Annotated in this window: 16 protein-coding genes and 1 pseudogene; 9 read left to right on the top strand and 8 right to left on the bottom strand. The window is 38.8% G+C overall.

All coding sequences use genetic code 11. The annotated features are described in order from the left end of the window. Positions 1 to 117: 117 nt before the first annotated feature. On the bottom strand, positions 118 to 684 hold the full coding sequence (gene gmhB, locus INT04_RS16730; RefSeq protein WP_193017237.1) for a D-glycero-beta-D-manno-heptose 1,7-bisphosphate 7-phosphatase: 567 nt from the start codon (positions 682 to 684) through the stop codon (positions 118 to 120). A gap of 191 nt (positions 685 to 875) precedes the next feature. Between gmhB and metN the strand changes: the two genes are divergently transcribed. From metN to INT04_RS19560, 8 genes and pseudogenes are all read left to right on the top strand, one after another. Beyond that, the gene (gene metN / locus INT04_RS16725) at positions 876 to 1,907 is read left to right on the top strand and encodes a methionine ABC transporter ATP-binding protein MetN (protein WP_193017236.1); all 1,032 of its coding nucleotides are present in this window, start codon (positions 876 to 878) and stop codon (positions 1,905 to 1,907) included. Further along, complete coding sequence (locus INT04_RS16720) at positions 1,900 to 2,553, top strand: methionine ABC transporter permease MetI (RefSeq protein WP_036933988.1); 654 nt, start codon at positions 1,900 to 1,902, stop codon at positions 2,551 to 2,553. Before metN ends, INT04_RS16720 begins: the two co-directional genes overlap by 8 nt. Before the next feature lie 67 nt (positions 2,554 to 2,620). Continuing rightward, on the top strand, positions 2,621 to 3,436 hold the full coding sequence (locus INT04_RS16715; protein ID WP_193017235.1) for a MetQ/NlpA family lipoprotein: 816 nt from the start codon (positions 2,621 to 2,623) through the stop codon (positions 3,434 to 3,436). A 130-nt stretch (positions 3,437 to 3,566) separates the two neighbouring features. Continuing rightward, on the top strand, positions 3,567 to 3,977 hold the full coding sequence (gene rcsF, locus INT04_RS16710; protein ID WP_082147373.1) for an Rcs stress response system protein RcsF: 411 nt from the start codon (positions 3,567 to 3,569) through the stop codon (positions 3,975 to 3,977). Continuing rightward, on the top strand, positions 3,974 to 4,681 hold the full coding sequence (gene tsaA, locus INT04_RS16705) for a tRNA (N6-threonylcarbamoyladenosine(37)-N6)-methyltransferase TrmO (protein WP_193017234.1): 708 nt from the start codon (positions 3,974 to 3,976) through the stop codon (positions 4,679 to 4,681). Before rcsF ends, tsaA begins: the two co-directional genes overlap by 4 nt. A 207-nt stretch (positions 4,682 to 4,888) precedes the next feature. After that, on the top strand, positions 4,889 to 6,604 hold the full coding sequence (gene proS / locus INT04_RS16700; protein ID WP_193017233.1) for a proline--tRNA ligase: 1,716 nt from the start codon (positions 4,889 to 4,891) through the stop codon (positions 6,602 to 6,604). A 465-nt stretch (positions 6,605 to 7,069) separates the two neighbouring features. Beyond that, positions 7,070 to 7,468, top strand: a complete 399-nt coding sequence (locus tag INT04_RS16695) for a YceK/YidQ family lipoprotein (protein ID WP_193017232.1) — start codon at positions 7,070 to 7,072, stop codon at positions 7,466 to 7,468. A 179-nt stretch (positions 7,469 to 7,647) separates the two neighbouring features. Further along, positions 7,648 to 7,764: pseudogene (locus tag INT04_RS19560) on the top strand (IS3 family transposase); the annotation flags it as partial. Between the two features lie 66 nt (positions 7,765 to 7,830). Here the strand turns inward: INT04_RS19560 and nlpE are convergent. Continuing rightward, positions 7,831 to 8,511 (bottom strand): envelope stress response activation lipoprotein NlpE, encoded by a 681-nt coding sequence (nlpE, locus tag INT04_RS16685; protein ID WP_193017231.1) that lies wholly within the window; start codon positions 8,509 to 8,511, stop codon positions 7,831 to 7,833. A 262-nt stretch (positions 8,512 to 8,773) separates the two neighbouring features. On the opposite strand from nlpE, the gene rof reads away from it, so the two are divergent. Further along, on the top strand, positions 8,774 to 9,034 hold the full coding sequence (gene rof / locus INT04_RS16680) for a Rho-binding antiterminator (RefSeq protein ID WP_193017230.1): 261 nt from the start codon (positions 8,774 to 8,776) through the stop codon (positions 9,032 to 9,034). A gap of 40 nt (positions 9,035 to 9,074) precedes the next feature. On the opposite strand, the gene tilS is transcribed toward rof, so the two are convergent. From tilS to lpxB, 6 genes are all read right to left on the bottom strand, one after another. Then, complete coding sequence (gene tilS, locus INT04_RS16675) at positions 9,075 to 10,400, bottom strand: tRNA lysidine(34) synthetase TilS (RefSeq protein WP_193017229.1); 1,326 nt, start codon at positions 10,398 to 10,400, stop codon at positions 9,075 to 9,077. Between the two features lie 188 nt (positions 10,401 to 10,588). After that, entirely contained in the window at positions 10,589 to 11,332 is a 744-nt protein-coding gene (locus INT04_RS16670; RefSeq protein WP_193017228.1) for an SDR family NAD(P)-dependent oxidoreductase, read from the bottom strand. A 237-nt stretch (positions 11,333 to 11,569) separates the two neighbouring features. Then, positions 11,570 to 12,529, bottom strand: a complete 960-nt coding sequence (accA, locus tag INT04_RS16665; RefSeq protein WP_193017227.1) for an acetyl-CoA carboxylase carboxyl transferase subunit alpha — start codon at positions 12,527 to 12,529, stop codon at positions 11,570 to 11,572. Positions 12,530 to 12,541: 12 nt separating this feature from the next. Next, positions 12,542 to 16,024 carry a DNA polymerase III subunit alpha gene (gene dnaE / locus INT04_RS16660; protein WP_193017226.1) on the bottom strand — a complete coding sequence of 1,161 codons (3,483 nt, stop codon included), beginning with the start codon at positions 16,022 to 16,024 and terminating at the stop codon, positions 12,542 to 12,544. Positions 16,025 to 16,045: 21 nt separating this feature from the next. Further along, entirely contained in the window at positions 16,046 to 16,636 is a 591-nt protein-coding gene (gene rnhB, locus INT04_RS16655; RefSeq protein ID WP_193017225.1) for a ribonuclease HII, read from the bottom strand. Continuing rightward, on the bottom strand, positions 16,636 to 17,808 hold the full coding sequence (lpxB, locus tag INT04_RS16650) for a lipid-A-disaccharide synthase (RefSeq protein WP_193017224.1): 1,173 nt from the start codon (positions 17,806 to 17,808) through the stop codon (positions 16,636 to 16,638). The genes rnhB and lpxB overlap by 1 nt, the downstream gene beginning before the upstream one ends. Positions 17,809 to 17,812: the final 4 nt, after the last annotated feature.

Below are 17,812 nucleotides of genomic sequence, written 5' to 3'. Positions count from 1 at the left end.
CTAACTCACTTAGCGTGGTTTTCCGTGACAACGAGGACGCATTATAGGGAGTTTTCTGAGGCTGGCAATAGTTTTTTTAAAAAAAATAATCGTTTGTTGGTAAATTAACCGAAGTGCTTATTTTTTGTGGCTTTTTAGCCATTTTGGTAAGTCTGCAAGGCTATCAAGAACAAAATCTGCACACTCTTGTGCCTCTTCTGTTATCTCTTTTCCTGTACGAACTAGAATTTTATGGCCTACGCCTGCCGTTTTTGCTGCTAACATATCTTCTTTTTTATCACCCACCATATAAGAAGAGGCCATATCGATATTTAACTGGGATTGGGCATCCATAAACATGCCTGCTGAAGGTTTACGGCAATCACATACTTTCTTATATTCTTCCACACTAGCATCAGGGTGATGAGGGCAATAATAGAGGCCATCTAAATCAACGCCTCTATCTGCTAAAGACCAATCCATCCATTCAGTGAGATGTAAAAATTGCTCTTCGCTATAGTACCCTCGACCAATACCTGATTGATTAGTCACTAATACTAAGGCAAAACCCATCGCTTTTAATTCAGCCATAGCCTCAATGACACCTTCGATAAATTCAAAGTTATCGATTTCAGACACATAACCATGGTCTATATTAATAGTTCCATCGCGATCTAAGAAAATCGCAGAAATCCCCTTACTCACAGCATTACTCCATTTAGATATTTTTATTAGTATCGCATGTTTTTTCTTATATAGAGAATGATATCCACGGCTTTCTTTCTTATTATTCTATGACTCTTTTTTATTGACTTAGCCGTCTAGACGCCTTAACATCTATTTTAACTCGGGCAGAATAGTCTTTATGTCCCATATCTACTTATATAAAGAAAAACATGATTAAACTGACGAATATAAACAAAGTATTTAAGCAGGGAGAGCGTTCTATACAAGCGCTGTCAAACATTAACCTGCATGTGCCACAAGGGCAGATTTTTGGTGTTATCGGATCGTCAGGAGCAGGTAAAAGTACACTTATACGTTGTGTGAATATGTTAGAGAAACCCACTTCAGGTGAAGTTTGGGTTGATGGGCGGGATCTCACAAAGTTATCTGATAAGGAATTAACAAAAACACGCCGTGGTATTGGCATGATTTTCCAGCATTTTAACTTACTGTCCTCACGAACAGTATTTGAGAATGTGGCATTGCCATTAGAACTTGGTAATACCTCTCGCGCTGAAATTAATAAACGTGTTAATGAACTACTGGAATTAGTTGGCCTATCTGATAAGAAAGAGTATTACCCAGCAAACTTATCCGGTGGACAAAAACAGCGTGTTGCAATAGCACGTGCGTTAGCAAATTCTCCTAATGTTTTATTATGTGATGAAGCCACCAGCGCACTCGATCCCGCAACAACTCGCTCTATTTTAAAATTACTGAAAGACATTAACCGCCGTTTAGGGTTAACCATTTTACTAATCACTCATGAAATGGATGTTGTTAAACGTATTTGCGATCAAGTTGCCGTTATTAGTGGTGGCGAATTAGTTGAAAGTGATGCCGTTAGTGAGGTTTTCTCTCACCCTAAAACGCCAGTATCTCAGGCCTTTATTCAATCAACACTTCAATTGGATATTCCTGAAGACTATAAAGAACGAATGAAGCCTGAGTGGGAAGAAGGATTATTCCCATTATTAAAACTCGAATTTAACGGCCAATCTGTTGATGCACCATTAATGTCTATTGTTGCTCGCCGTTTTGACGCTGATATTAATATTTTAAGTTCTCAAATGGACTATGCCGGTGGTGTAAAGTTTGGCGTTATGTTAGCTGAATTACACGGTAAGAATGGTAATACTGAAAAGTCGATTGCATTTTTAGAAGAGCATCATGTGAAAGTAGAGGTTCTCGGTTATGTCTGAAGGAATGATTTATTTATTAATTAGTGGGATCTGGGAAACCTTAGTCATGACCTTCGTTTCTGGCTTTTTTGGTTTTGTTATCGGATTGCCTTTAGGTGTTTTACTTTATGTCACGCGTCCTGAACAAATTATGGCAAATCCACCTGCCTATCGCATTATTTCAGCACTCGTAAATATTTTCAGAGCAATTCCTTTTATTATTTTATTAGTATGGATGATCCCTTTTACACGGATGGTTGTAGGCACATCAATTGGTTTACAGGCTGCTATTGTGCCATTAACCGTCGGTGCCGCACCGTTTATTGCACGTATGGTAGAAAATACACTGTTAGAAATACCACAAGGGTTGATCGAAGCATCTCGTTCTATGGGTGCAACACCTATGCAAATTATTAAGAAGATTTTATTGCCTGAATCTTTACCTGGATTGATTAATGCTGCAACCATTACACTGATTACATTAGTGGGTTACTCTGCAATGGGCGGTGCAGTTGGTGCCGGCGGTTTAGGTCAAATTGGTTACCAGTATGGTTACGTTGGCTATAATGCAACAGTAATGAATACAGTGATTGTTCTACTCGTTATTCTTGTTTTTATCATTCAGTTTTTCGGCGATCGCTTAGTGAAGCTGACAACACATAAATAAATAGATTGAAGGTTTCTATTATTAATAAGGAAACCTTTTAATTAACAGATCAAATAAGGGTAAATGTATGTCATTGAAATTCAAATCGCTCGCAGTCGTAAGTGCTTTAGTAGGCGCATTAGCATTAGCTGGCTGTGGTGAAAAAGAAAAAGATCCAAACCATATTCGTGTCGGTGTTATTTCAGGTTCTGAACAACAAGTCGCTGAAGTAGCAAAACAAGTCGCTAAAGATAAATATGGTCTTGATGTAGAACTCGTTACTTTCAATGACTTTGTGATGCCAAATGAATCATTAAGTCGTGGTGATATCGATGTTAATGCATTCCAACATAAGCCTTATTTAGATAAGCAAATTCAAGATCGTAATTTTAAAATCACGGCCGTAGGAAATACCTTTATTTATCCTATCGCGGGTTATTCTAAAAAAATTACTGATTTAGCAGATTTACCTGATGAAGCACAAGTGGCTATCCCTAATGATCCAACCAATCTAGGTCGTTCACTGTTGTTATTAGAAAAAGTAGGGTTAATTAAATTAAAAGATGGCGTGGGTCTATTACCAACCAAGCTTGATATTGTTGAGAACCCTAAAAAACTACAGTTAGTTGAACTAGAAGCACCACAATTACCACGTGCTTTAGATGATCAGAAAATTTATTTAGCTGTTATTAATACAACCTATGCGAGTCAAGTTAATTTGACTCCAGCAAAAGATGGTATTTTTGTCGAAGATAAAGACTCACCTTATGTCAACATCATCGTTGCTCGTGAAGATAATAAAGACAGTGAAAATGTGAAGAAATTTATCCAAGCATATCAAACTGATGAAGTAGACAGCGCAGCAAATAAAATTTTTAATGGTGGTGCTGTAAAAGGTTGGTAATACGTTAATATTTAACTTAATTATAAAAAAGGCGGACATTTGTTCGCCTTTCTCTTTTTTACTTGGCTAATTTGCATTAAATTAGTGCCGTTTAATTTTTGTATAGACAATAATAAAGAGGATATAACCCATGCACATGCGCTTGCTACTTCTTGGCATCATGGCGCTGTTTATGACAGGCTGTTCAATGCAAAATTCATCTGATGTTGATCAGTCTAAATTTACGGATATGCGTTTAAATAAACCAGGACAACCACAAAAACCAAAGTCACAAACTTTGCCTTCAGTGCGTATTGTTGAAAAAACAGAAGATCTTCTAGGGGCCCCATTTAAAGATCTCGGTATTGTCGCTGGCGAGTCTTGTCGTCAAACATTACAAGATCCCCCTGCAAGCTTACCTATCGCTAAAAAAAGAATGGCAACAAAAGCAGCTTACAAGAATGCCAATGCTGTTTTATTGCATGAGTGCCAAATTGTTACTGGCTTAGGTTGCTATCAATCTGCCATTTGCGAAGGCACCGCATTATTGATCACTAAATGAACACCTACCAAATGAATCCTATAGGGCATATTTCAAGTCCTTATAAAGAAAAATTTGCCGTTCCACGCCAACCTGGATTAGTCCAGGATGGCGGCGGTCAACTTATTCTACACGCCCCTTATAATCACCCAGATACGGTACGAGGCTTAGAACAATTTAGTCACCTCTGGCTACTCTTTGTTTTTCATCAAACTGCTCAACAAGGCTGGCATTCTTTAGTTCGTCCCCCTAGATTAGGTGGAAATGCGAAGATAGGCGTTTTTGCTACACGTTCAACCTTCCGCCCAAACCCTATTGGCATGTCTTTAGTTGAATTAAGAAAAGTAAATATTGAGAATCAATCCGCCGTTTTAGATTTAGGCAGCCTTGATTTAGTGGATGGCACGCCTATTCTTGATATCAAACCTTATTTACCCTTTGCAGAATCGCGCCCAAATGCAATTGCAGGGTTTGCACAAGACGCACCAAGTAATGAAATGCCCGTTTTCTTTTCACTAGCGGCATCAGAACAATTGCAACATTATGCGAGTGAATATCCTTATCTTTCACGATTTATTACCCAAGTATTACAGCAAGATCCTCGTCCTGCTTATAAAAAAGGTGAGCAAAGTGATAGAATCTATGCAGTGCATTTACTTGAATTTAATATTCGCTGGCAAGTCAGTGGGCAACAGACACTTGTTCTTAGTATAGAACCACGGTAACTTGCTATTATCTTCATTGATATTGCTATCATGAATTATCCAATCTGAAAGCCATTCTCATGTCTTTAAACAAATCAGATTGAAAAAAATGCATTGCCCCTTTTGGCAGACCTAAGTCACTGGTAGACTAACGTCTTTCTCTAATAATATTGATATAGACTGGCGTGACAGTCAGCCTAAGTATTTTTGTTCTAATGGAACCTAATAATGCGTACTAGCCACTATTTGCTCTCTACTCTAAAAGAGACACCTGCTGATGCAGAAATTGTCAGCCATCAACTTATGCTTCGCGCAGGCATGATCCGTAAACTCGCTTCTGGTCTTTATGATTGGATGCCGACAGGGGTTCGTGTCTTAAGAAAAATTGAAAAAATTGTTCGTGAAGAGATGGACAACGCGGGATCACTTGAAATTTCAATGCCCGTTGTTCAACCCGCTGATTTATGGTTAGAAAGTGGTCGTTGGGAACAATATGGCCCTGAATTATTGCGTTTTGCAGACAGAGGTGAGCGCCCTTTTGTTTTAGGTCCAACCCATGAAGAAGTTGTTACCGATATTGTTCGCAATGAAATTACTTCTTACAAACAACTTCCACTAAATTTATATCAAATTCAAACTAAATTCCGCGATGAAGTACGCCCTCGTTTTGGTGTTATGCGTTCTCGCGAATTTATCATGAAAGATGCTTACTCTTTCCATATCTCTCAAGAGTCTTTGCAAGAGACTTACGACAGAATGTATGAAGCCTACAGCAAGATTTTCTCACGTATTGGTTTAGATTTCCGTCCAGTGCTTGCAGATACTGGCTCTATCGGGGGTAATGCCTCTCATGAATTCCAAGTTTTAGCAGACAGCGGTGAAGATGATATCGTCTTCTCTACGGGTTCTGACTATGCAGCCAATATTGAATTAGCAGAAGCAATAATGCCTGCAACTCCGCGCACTGCTGCGACTGAAGAATTACGCTTAGTGGATACACCAAATGCTAAAACCATTGCTGAATTAGTTGAACAGTTCAATCTACCTATTGAAAAAACGGTTAAAACGCTAATTGTTCATGGTACGAAAGAAAGCGGCCATCCATTAGTTGCATTATTAGTTCGTGGTGATCACGAACTTAATGAAGTTAAAGCAGAAAAATGCACTATCGTTGCAGCTCCTTTAACTTTCGCTACTGAAGCTGAAATCCGCCAAGCTGTAAATGCAGGCCCAGGTTCATTAGGCCCAGTTAATCTACCACTGCCAGTGATTATGGATCGTTCTGTCTCTGTGATGAGTGATTTTGGCGCTGGGGCAAACGTTGATGGTAAACACTATTTTGGTATCAACTGGGAGCGTGACCTACCTGTTGCTGAAATTGCTGATATCCGTAATGTTGTTGAAGGCGATCCAAGCCCAGACGGTAAAGGAACATTACTGATCAAACGTGGTATTGAAGTTGGTCATATTTTCCAACTTGGCACAAAATATTCAGAAGCATTAAAAGCAACCGTACAAAACGAAGAAGGTCATAACCAAATCGTCACTATGGGTTGTTATGGTATCGGTGTAACTCGTATTGTTGCTGCCGCTATTGAACAAAACCATGATGCCCGCGGTATTATTTGGCCAGATGCGATTGCACCATTCCAAGTAGCTATTTTGCCAATGAACATGCATCGTTCTTATCGTGTTAAAGAAGTTGCTGACAGACTTTATGACGAATTGCGTGCTCAAGGTGTTGATGTTCTGTTTGATGACCGTAAAGAACGTCCAGGTGTGATGTTTGCTGATATGGAACTGATTGGTATCCCACACACTATCGTGATTGGTGATCGTAACCTCGATAATAACCAAATCGAATATAAAGCGCGTCGTAGTGATGATAAATCACTAGTCAATGTTGATGATGTTGTTGCCTTTATTAAAGAGCAACTCGCTTAATTATTAGGCCCCTTATCTTTAAGGGGCTTAATAAATAAAAACCACATTGATAAATATGGCCCAGTTTATTGGACAGTTCAAATTAGTACGGCAATTTACTGGTGGCTTTATTAACCCTACTATGGGGGTCTCATGCTCATGACGGCCCCTATCAAACCGCTCGTAACTCCAACTGCGCTCAGAATAATCTATTCCCAATCACCTCTTTTTTATACGTTTCCTTCCTGATCTAACTTTTAGTGAAAAGCGATGTACCGCGGGTAAAAACTCATTTCGATATGTTGTTTCTTTTGACCAAAATAATTATAACAGCTTCATTAATTGTTTTCTTTTTATACCCAAAAGACCTACAGGCTCTATAATGAATAGAGATGATAATTAAAATAATCTTTTATATTTTTCTATATAAATAGCTATTTTAACTCACTGCTTCTCTATTATTTTTTAATTTACATAGGAAATGTCATGAAAAAACTTGGAGCAATAGTTGGTATTCTTTTTATATTATCTGGATGTGGAACATTAAATAGAGCAAAGAGTAGTAATGATTATTACCGAGGTATTGATACTGATGTCAAAGTTATTAATGAACCTTATATTTGGTTAGTTACTATGGGAATGTACCCTATATTCTCAATTATCAGTTTACCTATTGATGTTGTCCTTGATACCGCCCTTCTTCCCGTTGATCATGTGATAAAAACCCAGAAAGAAAAGACGCACACCGAAGAACGCAATAGACATAAACAAGAAACTGGAAGTATCTCAGATGATCAGCAACATTCAACGTTAACGCCTTCCCCCCATCCAACTTCTCCAACTCAAAGTAACTGGCTAACGAAACCAGATACGGCTACTGAATAAAAATATTAATATACATAATGTTATGAAAATACTGATAGAGATTGCAGAATACAATATTTTTTATCCAAGCGATTGGATAGCAATAGCTAACAGGAAATGGTTTAGATAACGCAGTGATAGAAAATTTCTTTGTTATATTAAAAACAGAATATTTTTATACGAAGTAATTTAACGATCGAGATAAATCAGAAGAAGAACTTTATGAATATATCAAGTATTACAATACTGAGCAGATCAAACTAAAATTAAAAAGACTGAGTTCAGTTCGATACCAAGCTCAGTCTTTTCTTAACTAATTTAAACGGTCTAATAAACGGGAGGCCGTTTATTAAGTGTTTTTTTATTTGGCCATAAACTAAAACTTAGCTTCTGCTACCACGATGATTTCCACAACCGCCATGGCGATTAAACCGAGGTTTTTCATCTGTGACAACTAATGCTCTGTCATATTGACCATCTTCCATTGAAGGACGAATACTATAATAGCCATTAACTTCGAGGTAAACAGGCGTTCCGCCATCAACCCCTGTCGAGAAATAACCTTTTTCTAATTCAATACCACTGGCTGCATAAACACGTCCAGATTGGCAATCTTTGAATGTACCCGCATCAGCAAGGTAGGTAAATTCACCAGCTAGCTGTCTAGGTTCAACCTTAGCGAGTGTATAATTTAGCTCTGAGTTAATGACGTTACCGTCAATATCAAGCATCACTAATTTATCTTCACGCGGCAAGTAATAGCTTTTCTCACCATAACTATTGGTCAACGTCAGTTTATCTTTACCTAATACCCAAGTACCTGATTCAAAAAAACTACGTTTGTCATCAGGTGAACCTTGATAACTTTGCTCCATAACATAAGAGCCATCTTGATTAACAAGAATTGTCGTGTCGATACCAGAGCAATCGGCACAAGGCAGAATACTATTGTAAGTTTGGTCTACAATTTTTCCATCAAGTGATAAGCCAATATTATTTTGGCAACCTGATAGTACAAATAACCCAGCAGCAACGGCTGCAAATAAAAGTTTTTTCCCCATCATCGACTCCCTACATTCTGGGTACTTTTTAATATATCGTTCTCTATTTGATTCTAACATTTTTTAAAATAAAAGGGGGTAATAAAACAAGCTTTAAGATAAATGTACCCATAATTGATAGTTATTTCTCAAATTACCCCAATTAAAGGACTATTTCAGAAAATTATTATAATAACTATTGTGCTCACATCGAATAACAGCATAATGATTTTATTCTGAATTATTCACTGGCGGCAATACCGCCACGAACGAGTGGTGAGGGAATATGTCAACAAATACAGAATATCAACCCATTAATTGTGATGATTATGAGTGTCTGGAGTTAGCATGCCAACGAGGCTTATCACTCCACGTTGAATTGCATGGTGGTGAGCTTATCGAAGGTGTTGCTGATGACCTTTTCTTAAGCAAAAAGGTTGAATACCTAAAAATCAAGACATCTGAAGGCTCTAAAGATTTACGACTGGATGTTATCACCAGTTTTTCTAATCCCGAACTTGGGACAATTATTATAAAATCGGAATAGTCGAATAAAGAACAACCGCTTAACTCGCGGTTGTTCATTTCTAGTGCTCTCGCCACTCGATAGTAATAACGTGTTCTGACGTTGCTTTTCCCTCAAAAGTAACAAATACATTGATAGCAGTAATTAACGTATCATTATAATAAATCAATGGAATTCTTGTTCTACGCCAAGGTGCAATTTCAAGTTCTTGCCAAATTTTTTTACTATGTCGGGCATGTTCTCTTCCCACAATACGCAAAGAGGCTTGTGTTAAACCAAAACGAACCGTGACAATCTCATCATTTAAAGGGGCTCTAACCGTATTTTTTCCGGTTTTATCACTCAGTGATAGAACACCTAACCCATTAGGTAAGTACAGTGGTTGAGTGAGTGACCATTCAATGATTTTATCAACACATTCATCATTCATGGGAATAAGATAAAGGCGCTGTTTGTAACGTCTTACTTCATCTTGATAAAATTGCAATCTAGGCTCAGCATCCGCTTTGGCTAAAGCTACTTCTTGCCATAATCGTAAAATTTGTTGCCTTGAGGGCATCGTTTTATTGTGTTTTGCAAACCAGCGTCTTAATAAAGCATTACGTTTAATATCACTATAATCAGCAAGTTGATTGATATCTAAACTATGCTCATTGTCCATTACTGTATTAAGTTGCGAGTCTAACAATTCATCTAATAGCGCTTCTTGTTCACCACACAAAGCGGCACTTCGAGTAGCCGCTTGTGAAAAATGGGGCCAGCGTTGAGTCAGTAATGGCATAACACGTAAACGTAAAAAATTACGATCATAGCGGTCGTCTTGATTGCTATCATCTTCTATCCAAATTAATTTTTGCTCAGTCGCATAAGATTCGATTTGTTCACGTGTAATATTCAGTAATGGGCGCAATAAATAGCTATGCTCAAATATCATTTTAGCTGGCATCGACGAAAGCCCAGCAGGGCCGCTACCCCGTTTTAATGCTAATAATAATGTCTCTGCTTGATCATCTTGATGCTGAGCTGTCACTAATACTTGTTGTGGCTGCAAATATCGACGAAAAGCTTGATAGCGGGCTTTTCTCGCACCATTTTCAAGCCCTCCTTCTTTAGTATCTACATTAACTTTTTCACTGATAAAATTTACCTGCCATTGCTGACAGCATTGCTTACAATGAGTAAGCCAATCATCTGCTTTGATATTTAATCCGTGATGAATATAGATAGCCGTTAATTCTAAAGGTAAATTAAATTCATCACGTAAACGCACAAGCCCTTGTAATAAAACTGAGGAATCGACTCCACCACTAAAGCCCACCAAAATTTTGGTGTGAGGATCAATTTGTTGTTTGATTTCTTGGAGAAGTAAGTCATAGTCCTGTTTCATCGTATTATCATTTATCAGTGAATTCAGATGATTATGTTAAGCTTTTCTCGCTAATTTTGCACGAAGACAAAATCTTGCCCTATTGCATAGATAACAATAAAAAGAGGTGATAAATAGAAATAAGTTCGACGTTGTAAAGAGATTAAAAAGCAGAATAGTGATTATCCTGCTTTATATTAAAAACAACATTAAGCCGTAAAACCCCCATCCACGACATAAGAGGCACCTGTCACAAATGAAGCTGCATCACTGGCTAAAAATGCCACAACGTTAGCCACCTCTTCAGGTCTTCCCATTCTTCCTATTGGATGCAATGCCGCTAATTTTTGTTTATCTAATTCAAGCTCATCAAATAATGCTGTATCAATATAACCTGGGCAAACAGCGTTAATTCGGATCCCTTTATTAGCGTAATCAATCGCTAATGTTTGCGTCAGCAATTTAACGCCCCCTTTCGATGTGCAATAAGAAGGGAATTCATGCTGCCCAATAAAAGAACAAATTGAACCACAGTTAACAATAGCACCTGCTGTTTGATTTTTTAGCCAATACTTAATCACAGCTCGATTAATAAGAAATAATCCGTTGAGATTAACATCTAATACCTTTTTCCATTTGTCATACTCTAATTTATCAACTATGTTGTCGATTAAAATCCCTGCATTAGCAAATAAAAAGTCAATTTTCCCATATTTTTTACCTACATAATCAACAAGTTGTTCATTCTCTTTTTCACTTGTTACATTCATTTGGATAAATTCACACGAAAATCCTTTTTCTTCTAGGTATTTTTCTGCCTTTTGTCCTCGAGCTAAATTACTACCTGTAATAATAACGGATGCTCCTAGGGATAAAAGTTTTTCTGCTGTTGCTAAACCAATACCACTATTACCACCTGTAATAATCCCCACCTTGCCACTAAACGAAATCATAACACTTTCCTCATTGAATAATCTCTATCCAATAATAGACATAAATGGTTATTCTTTTAGGCGGGAAGTGTATTAATTCTATTTTTGAGATCGGGTTAACATATTGATATATAATAAATTATTGTTAATATAACTCAGTTATATCATCTCAATAGGGATAGTTTTATCGCGATAAATGAAAAAACCTCATGCTATTAACATGAGGCTCTTATTTATTCTTTCAAAAATATAACTCAATCAGCAGTAACCGTATTCCATTAAACGTTGGTAACGACGGTTTGTTAGCTCTTCTGCATCAAATACATCTAATTCTTCTAAATCAGATTTAATACGTGCTTTTAATGCTACGGCAATTTCATCATAGTGACGATGTGCACCACCTAAAGGCTCTGGAATAACGTTATCAATCAGTTTTAGCTCTTTTAAGCGGTTTGCAGTGATACCCATTGCCTCTGCCGCTAATGGTGCTTTATCTGCACTTTTCCAAAGGATAGACGCACAGCCCTCTGGCGAAATAACCGAATAGGTACTGTATTGCAGCATATTTACTTTATCACCCACACCAATTGCTAGTGCGCCACCAGAACCACCTTCACCAATCACAGTACAGATAATAGGTACACCAAAGCGTGACATCTCACGTAAGTTACGAGCAATCGCTTCTGATTGACCGCGCTCTTCAGCACCAACACCGGGATAAGCACCAGGAGTATCAATAAAGGTGATAATAGGTAAATTAAAACGCTGCGCCATTTCCATTAAACGAAGGGCTTTACGATACCCTTCTGGTGCAGGCATACCAAAATTACGGCGGATTTTTTCTTTCGTTTCACGCCCTTTTTGGTGACCAATAACCATCACAGGACGACCATCTAAACGCGCAATACCACCAATAATCGCTTTATCATCAGCATAAGCGCGATCGCCTGCTAATTCTTGGAAATCCGTAAAAATGCGATGGATATAATCCAGTGTGTAAGGTCTTAATGGATGACGTGCAAGCTGTGCAACTTGCCATGCACCAAGATCAGAAAAAATCTTACGCGTTAACTCTAGGCTTTTTTCTCTTAAGCGCGAAACTTCTTCATCGATATTAATATCAATTTTTTCATCATGTTGGCTAACTGCGGTTAGCGAATCAATCTTCGCTTCTAACTCGGCAATTGGCTGTTCAAAATCCAGAAAATTAAGACTCATAACATTCCTATTTTAGTCAAATTCTAATTCTACCTGCTCATTACCCAGCAGAGTTCGCAGATCCGTTAAAAGCATATCAGTTGGCGTTACACGCCATGTCGCACCAAATCGCAAGCGGGCGCAGGCATCATGCTTTTCAAAATAAAGGTGAACCGGTATCGTGCCTGAACGATGCGGTTCTAAAACGCCGCGAAGACGATTTAATAATTGCTCATTAATTTGCCTGTCTGATAACGATATAGCAAGTCCTCGTGCATATTTTTCACGGGCTTCGTTGATATCCATAAGTTCGCGGACTGTCATTTTAAGCCCACCATTGAAATCATCAAAGCTGACCTGCCCGGTAGCAATTAAAATTTTATCTTGTTCCAACAAATGTTGGTATTTATCCAATGCATCAGAAAATAACATAATTTCTAAGCGACCTGAACGATCATCTAAGGTACACACACCGATTCGATTTCCTCGTTTCGTTGTAAATACTTTAGAAGCAAGCACTAAGCCTGCTACTTTCACCATTTGACCGCGTGGTGTAGGTACTAAATCTTTTAGACGTGTTCCTGCCGCATATCGTTCAATTTCTTTTAGATAACGGGTGATCGGATGGCCAGTTAAATATAATCCTAGCGTCTCTCGTTCACCTTCTAAAACGACTTGTTCAGGCCATTTAGGCACATTGGCATAAGAACGTTCAACTTGTTCTGGCGCTTCAGCTAACACGCCAAACATGTCAGATTGCCCTATAGCCTCAGCTTTAGCATGCTGGTCTGCAGCTTTTAATGCATCCTCTAATGAAGACATTAGCGCTGCACGATGAGGCCCTAGTTTATCGAATGCGCCTGACATTATCAGTTTTTCCATCACTCGGCGATTCAATTTTTTTGTTTCTGTTCTGGCACAGAGATCAAAAATATCTTTAAAGTGACCGCCTTGCTGGCGCGCTTCTACAATCGCTTCTATTGGGCCTTCACCCACCCCTTTAATTGCACCGATCCCATAAACGATTTCTCCTTCATCATTTACATGGAAATGATAAAGACCGCTATTAATATCGGGAGGGAGAACTTTTAACCCCATACGCCAACATTCATCAACCAAACCGACGACTTTTTCCGTGTTATCCATATCCGCAGTCATTACTGCAGCCATAAATTCAGCAGGATAGTGGGCTTTTAGCCATAATGTCTGATAAGAAACTAATGCATAAGCCGCTGAGTGTGATTTATTAAATCCATAACCCGCGAATTTCTCCACCAAGTCAAAGATCCGCATGGCAAGCTCGCCATCAACACCATTTTTGATAGCACCGTCTTCAAAAATTGAGCGTTGCTTCGCCATTTCTTCAGGTTTTTTCTTACCCATTGCGCGTCGTAACATATCCGCGCCACCTAACGTATATCCAGCAAGAACCTGTGCAATTTGCATGACCTGCTCTTGATATAAGATAACACCATAGGTCGGTTCTAAAACAGGCTGTAAACTCTCATGTTGCCACTTAACATCAGGGTAAGAAATCTCTTCAACACCGTGTTTACGATCGATAAAGTTATCTACCATACCTGATTGCAATGGGCCCGGACGAAATAGAGCAACTAGCGCTATCATGTCTTCAAAGCAGTCAGGGCGTAGACGTTTTATCAGATCTTTCATACCACGAGATTCCAACTGGAATACCGCGGTTGTTTCAGAGCGCTGTAACATATCAAAACTACGTTGATCCGTTAATGGGATCGCCGTAATATCAATAGGTTCAAGTGATTTTTTAGTGCGTCGGGCATTAATCATTTCTAATGCCCAGTTAATGATAGTTAGTGTTCTTAAACCTAAGAAGTCGAATTTAACAAGACCTGCATATTCAACGTCATTCTTATCAAATTGTGTAACTGGGTTGTTTCCTTCAGCATCACAATAAAGTGGTGCAAAATCGGTGATTTTGGTTGGTGAGATAACCACACCACCCGCATGCTTACCTGCATTACGTGTTACCCCTTCTAATTTACGTGCCATATCAATAAGAGACTTAACCTCTTCATCGGCTTCATAAATTTCAGGTAGCTGAGGCTCAGCAGCAAACGCTTTTTCTAACGTCATACCCGGATCAGGAGGAACAAGCTTAGAGATTCTATCAACAAAGCCGTAAGGATGCCCTAAAACACGCCCTACATCCCGAATAACGGCTTTCGCTGCCATTGTACCAAATGTAATGATCTGAGATACCGCATCACGACCATACATATCAGCAACGTGATCGATGACTCTATCGCGTTTTTCCATACAGAAATCGACGTCAAAGTCAGGCATTGAGACACGTTCTGGGTTAAGAAAACGTTCGAAAAGTAAGTCAAACTCAAGAGGGTCAAGATCTGTGATTTTAAGTGAATACGCCACTAATGAACCTGCACCTGAGCCTCGCCCAGGCCCTACAGGAACACCATTATCTTTAGACCACTGGATAAATTCCATCACGATAAGGAAGTAACCAGGAAATCCCATTTGGTTAATGACTTTTAGCTCTATTTCAAGACGCTCATCATATTCTGGGCGTTTTTTTTGTCGTTCTTCAGGATCAGGAAATAAAAAGGCTAAACGTTCTTCTAAACCTTCTTGAGATTTTTTGACAAGGAAATCTTCGGTGCTCATATCCCCTGTAGGGAATTGTGGTAGAAAATATTCTCCTAAGCGGATTGTCACATTACAACGTTTAGCAATTTCAACGCTGTTTTCTAATGCTTCAGGTATATCAGCAAATAATTCACACATTTCTTCTTCTGTGCGCATATATTGCTGAGGGCTATAATTTTTAGGACGTTTGGGATCAGATAAGGCAAATCCATCGTGAATAGCGACACGAATTTCATGGGCATCAAAATCATCACTATCAAGAAAGCAAACTTCGTTAGTCGCAACAACGGGTAAGCCTTTTTCAGAAGCGAGAGCAACGGCTTCATGAAGATAATTTTCTTCATCAAGCCGCCCCGTACGAATAAGCTCTAAATAATAGCTGTCAGGAAAGTGCGTTTGATAATATTCAAGGCATTGATCAACCAAAACACGGTTTCCACGAAGTAGGAATTTACCTACATCGCCCATTCTGCCACCTGAAAGTAACAATAACCCTTCTTTGTAGGTTGTTAGCCACTCTTGTTTAATAATAGGCCCAGCAGCACCATAGCCATGCTTGTAAGCTTCAGAAATGAGTAAGGTAAGGTTTTGATAACCTACATTATTGCGGGCAAGAATAGTGAGATGAGCATATTCATCACCTAATAATTCTGTTTCAAGGTAAACATCAGCGCCAATAATAGGTTTAATGCCAGCACCATGTGCTGCACCATAAAATTTCACTAACCCACATAAGTTAGTAAAATCAGTAATTGCAAAAGCAGGCATCCCCAGCGAAGCCACTTTCTTCACAAGAGGCCCTGTTTTTGCCAATCCATCGATCATTGAATAATCGCTGTGTACCCTAAGATGGATAAAACGAGGATCTGCCATAGTGTTTAATTACTCTGTGGATTACTTTAAATTCAAGGCACGTTTTACAGGCGCAAAACTTTTTCGGTGATAAGGTGTTGCCCCTAATAAGGCAAGTTTTTCCATATGAAAAACCGTTGGATACCCTTTATGTTTAGCAAAACCATAATCAGGGTAGAGTTTATCTAACTCTTCCATTTCTCTATCACGAGTGACTTTAGCAAGTATTGAAGCTGCACTAATTTCTTGAACTAAACTATCACCTTTTACGACAGCTTGAGAAGCCATTGGCAATTTTGGGCAACGATTACCGTCAATTAATACCATATCAGGCGTCATAGATAATCCAGCAACCGCTCGTTCCATTGCTTTCATTGTTGCCCAAAGAATATTTAATTCATCTATTTCCTCAGGCTCTGCACGACCAATTGCCCAACATAATGCTTTTTCTTTTATTTCGTCATAAAGCGCATTACGTTTTTTTTCTGTTAGCTTTTTAGAGTCTGCTAACCCTTCAATCGGGTTTGCTGGATCAAGAATAACCGCAGCCGTAACCACTGCACCCACCAAAGGGCCTCGACCGACTTCATCAACTCCAGCAATAAGATTTGCTTTGGGATATACAAATTCCATTATTTTTCTGCCAATTCTAATACTGCATTCGCTGCTTGCTCATCCGCATTACAACGTATAGCACTGTGAAGCTGTAAAAATATCTCTTTTAATTGATGTACTTTTTCTTCATCTGTTAAAAGAGGCAAAAGTTGTTCCGCCAATGCTCTTGGCTCACACTCTTCTTGTAATAACTCTTTGATAATTTCTCGACCTGCCAACAAATTAGGTAACGAGACATAAGGTGTTTTAACTAATTTTTTTGCTAACCAAAAAGTTAACGGCTTCATGCGATAACCAACGACCATAGGGCATTTCGTCAGCATACATTCCAATGCAGCAGTACCTGATGCTAATAAAGTCGCATCACTAGCAGTCATCGCTTCTCTAGCTTGTCCATCAAGTAATTGAATTTCAAGCTCAGGCGCTACATCTTGATGTATCTGTTCAAATTGTGTACGTCGTTTAGTATTCACCAAAGGTACGACAATATGAAGTGATGGAATTTGCTGTTTTAGTAACTGAGCTGTTTTTATAAAATCAGCACTCAGCATCTCAACTTCGGCATGACGACTACCAGGAAGAAGTGCTAAACACGTTATATCTTTAGGTATACCTAGATGTTCACGAGCTGCTTTTTTATCCGGATTTAAGGCGATTGCATCCGCCATGGTATGACCAATAAAACGGCATGGAACCTGATATTTATCGTAAAACGCTTTTTCAAAAGGCAGGAAAGCTAGAACCATATCTGTTGCTTTTCCAATTTTGAAAACCCGTTTTTGACGCCAGGCCCATACAGATGGACTGACATAGTGAATAGTTTTGATCCCTTTTTGCTTTAAACGGCCTTCAAGGGTGATATTAAAATCAGGTGCATCAATTCCCACAAAAACGTCAGGTTTTAATGCTGAAAATCGCTGAGTGAGATCTTTTCTGATCTTTAATAATCGAGGTAAACGTTCAAGAACTTCAACGATCCCCATGACGGCAAGCTCTTCCATCTCATACCAAGCTTCACAGCCTTCAGCTTGCATAAGAGGCCCAGCAACGCCGACAAAGCGGACATTAGGGTGCATTTGTTTTAAAGCGCGGATTAAACCCGCGCCTAAGATATCACCGGACGTTTCACCAGCAACTAAGCCGATAACTAACGGACGCTGAACAGTAGATAATTGGCCTGACAAGGTCATATCC

The sequence above is a fragment of the Proteus sp. FME41 genome, from assembly GCF_014897315.1.
Taxonomy (GTDB): Bacteria; Pseudomonadota; Gammaproteobacteria; order Enterobacterales; family Enterobacteriaceae; genus Proteus.
Note: the sequence above shows the minus strand (reverse complement) of the source record. Positions and strands in the feature narration are given on the sequence as shown.

What these genes read in the sequence shown, in the direction of transcription:
- metN (WP_193017236.1), top strand. Translation starts at nt 876, where the DNA reads ATGATTAAACTGACGAATATAAACAAAGTATTTAAGCAGGGAGAGCGT.
- INT04_RS16720 (WP_036933988.1), top strand. Translation starts at nt 1,900, where the DNA reads ATGTCTGAAGGAATGATTTATTTATTAATTAGTGGGATCTGGGAAACC.
- INT04_RS16715 (WP_193017235.1), top strand. Translation starts at nt 2,621, where the DNA reads ATGTCATTGAAATTCAAATCGCTCGCAGTCGTAAGTGCTTTAGTAGGC.
- rcsF (WP_082147373.1), top strand. Translation starts at nt 3,567, where the DNA reads ATGCACATGCGCTTGCTACTTCTTGGCATCATGGCGCTGTTTATGACA.
- tsaA (WP_193017234.1), top strand. Translation starts at nt 3,974, where the DNA reads ATGAACACCTACCAAATGAATCCTATAGGGCATATTTCAAGTCCTTAT.
- proS (WP_193017233.1), top strand. Translation starts at nt 4,889, where the DNA reads ATGCGTACTAGCCACTATTTGCTCTCTACTCTAAAAGAGACACCTGCT.
- INT04_RS16695 (WP_193017232.1), top strand. Translation starts at nt 7,070, where the DNA reads ATGAAAAAACTTGGAGCAATAGTTGGTATTCTTTTTATATTATCTGGA.
- nlpE (WP_193017231.1), bottom strand. Translation starts at nt 8,511, where the DNA reads ATGATGGGGAAAAAACTTTTATTTGCAGCCGTTGCTGCTGGGTTATTT.
- rof (WP_193017230.1), top strand. Translation starts at nt 8,774, where the DNA reads ATGTCAACAAATACAGAATATCAACCCATTAATTGTGATGATTATGAG.
- tilS (WP_193017229.1), bottom strand. Translation starts at nt 10,400, where the DNA reads ATGAAACAGGACTATGACTTACTTCTCCAAGAAATCAAACAACAAATT.
- INT04_RS16670 (WP_193017228.1), bottom strand. Translation starts at nt 11,332, where the DNA reads ATGATTTCGTTTAGTGGCAAGGTGGGGATTATTACAGGTGGTAATAGT.
- accA (WP_193017227.1), bottom strand. Translation starts at nt 12,529, where the DNA reads ATGAGTCTTAATTTTCTGGATTTTGAACAGCCAATTGCCGAGTTAGAA.
- dnaE (WP_193017226.1), bottom strand. Translation starts at nt 16,024, where the DNA reads ATGGCAGATCCTCGTTTTATCCATCTTAGGGTACACAGCGATTATTCA.
- rnhB (WP_193017225.1), bottom strand. Translation starts at nt 16,636, where the DNA reads ATGGAATTTGTATATCCCAAAGCAAATCTTATTGCTGGAGTTGATGAA.
- lpxB (WP_193017224.1), bottom strand. Translation starts at nt 17,808, where the DNA reads ATGACCTTGTCAGGCCAATTATCTACTGTTCAGCGTCCGTTAGTTATC.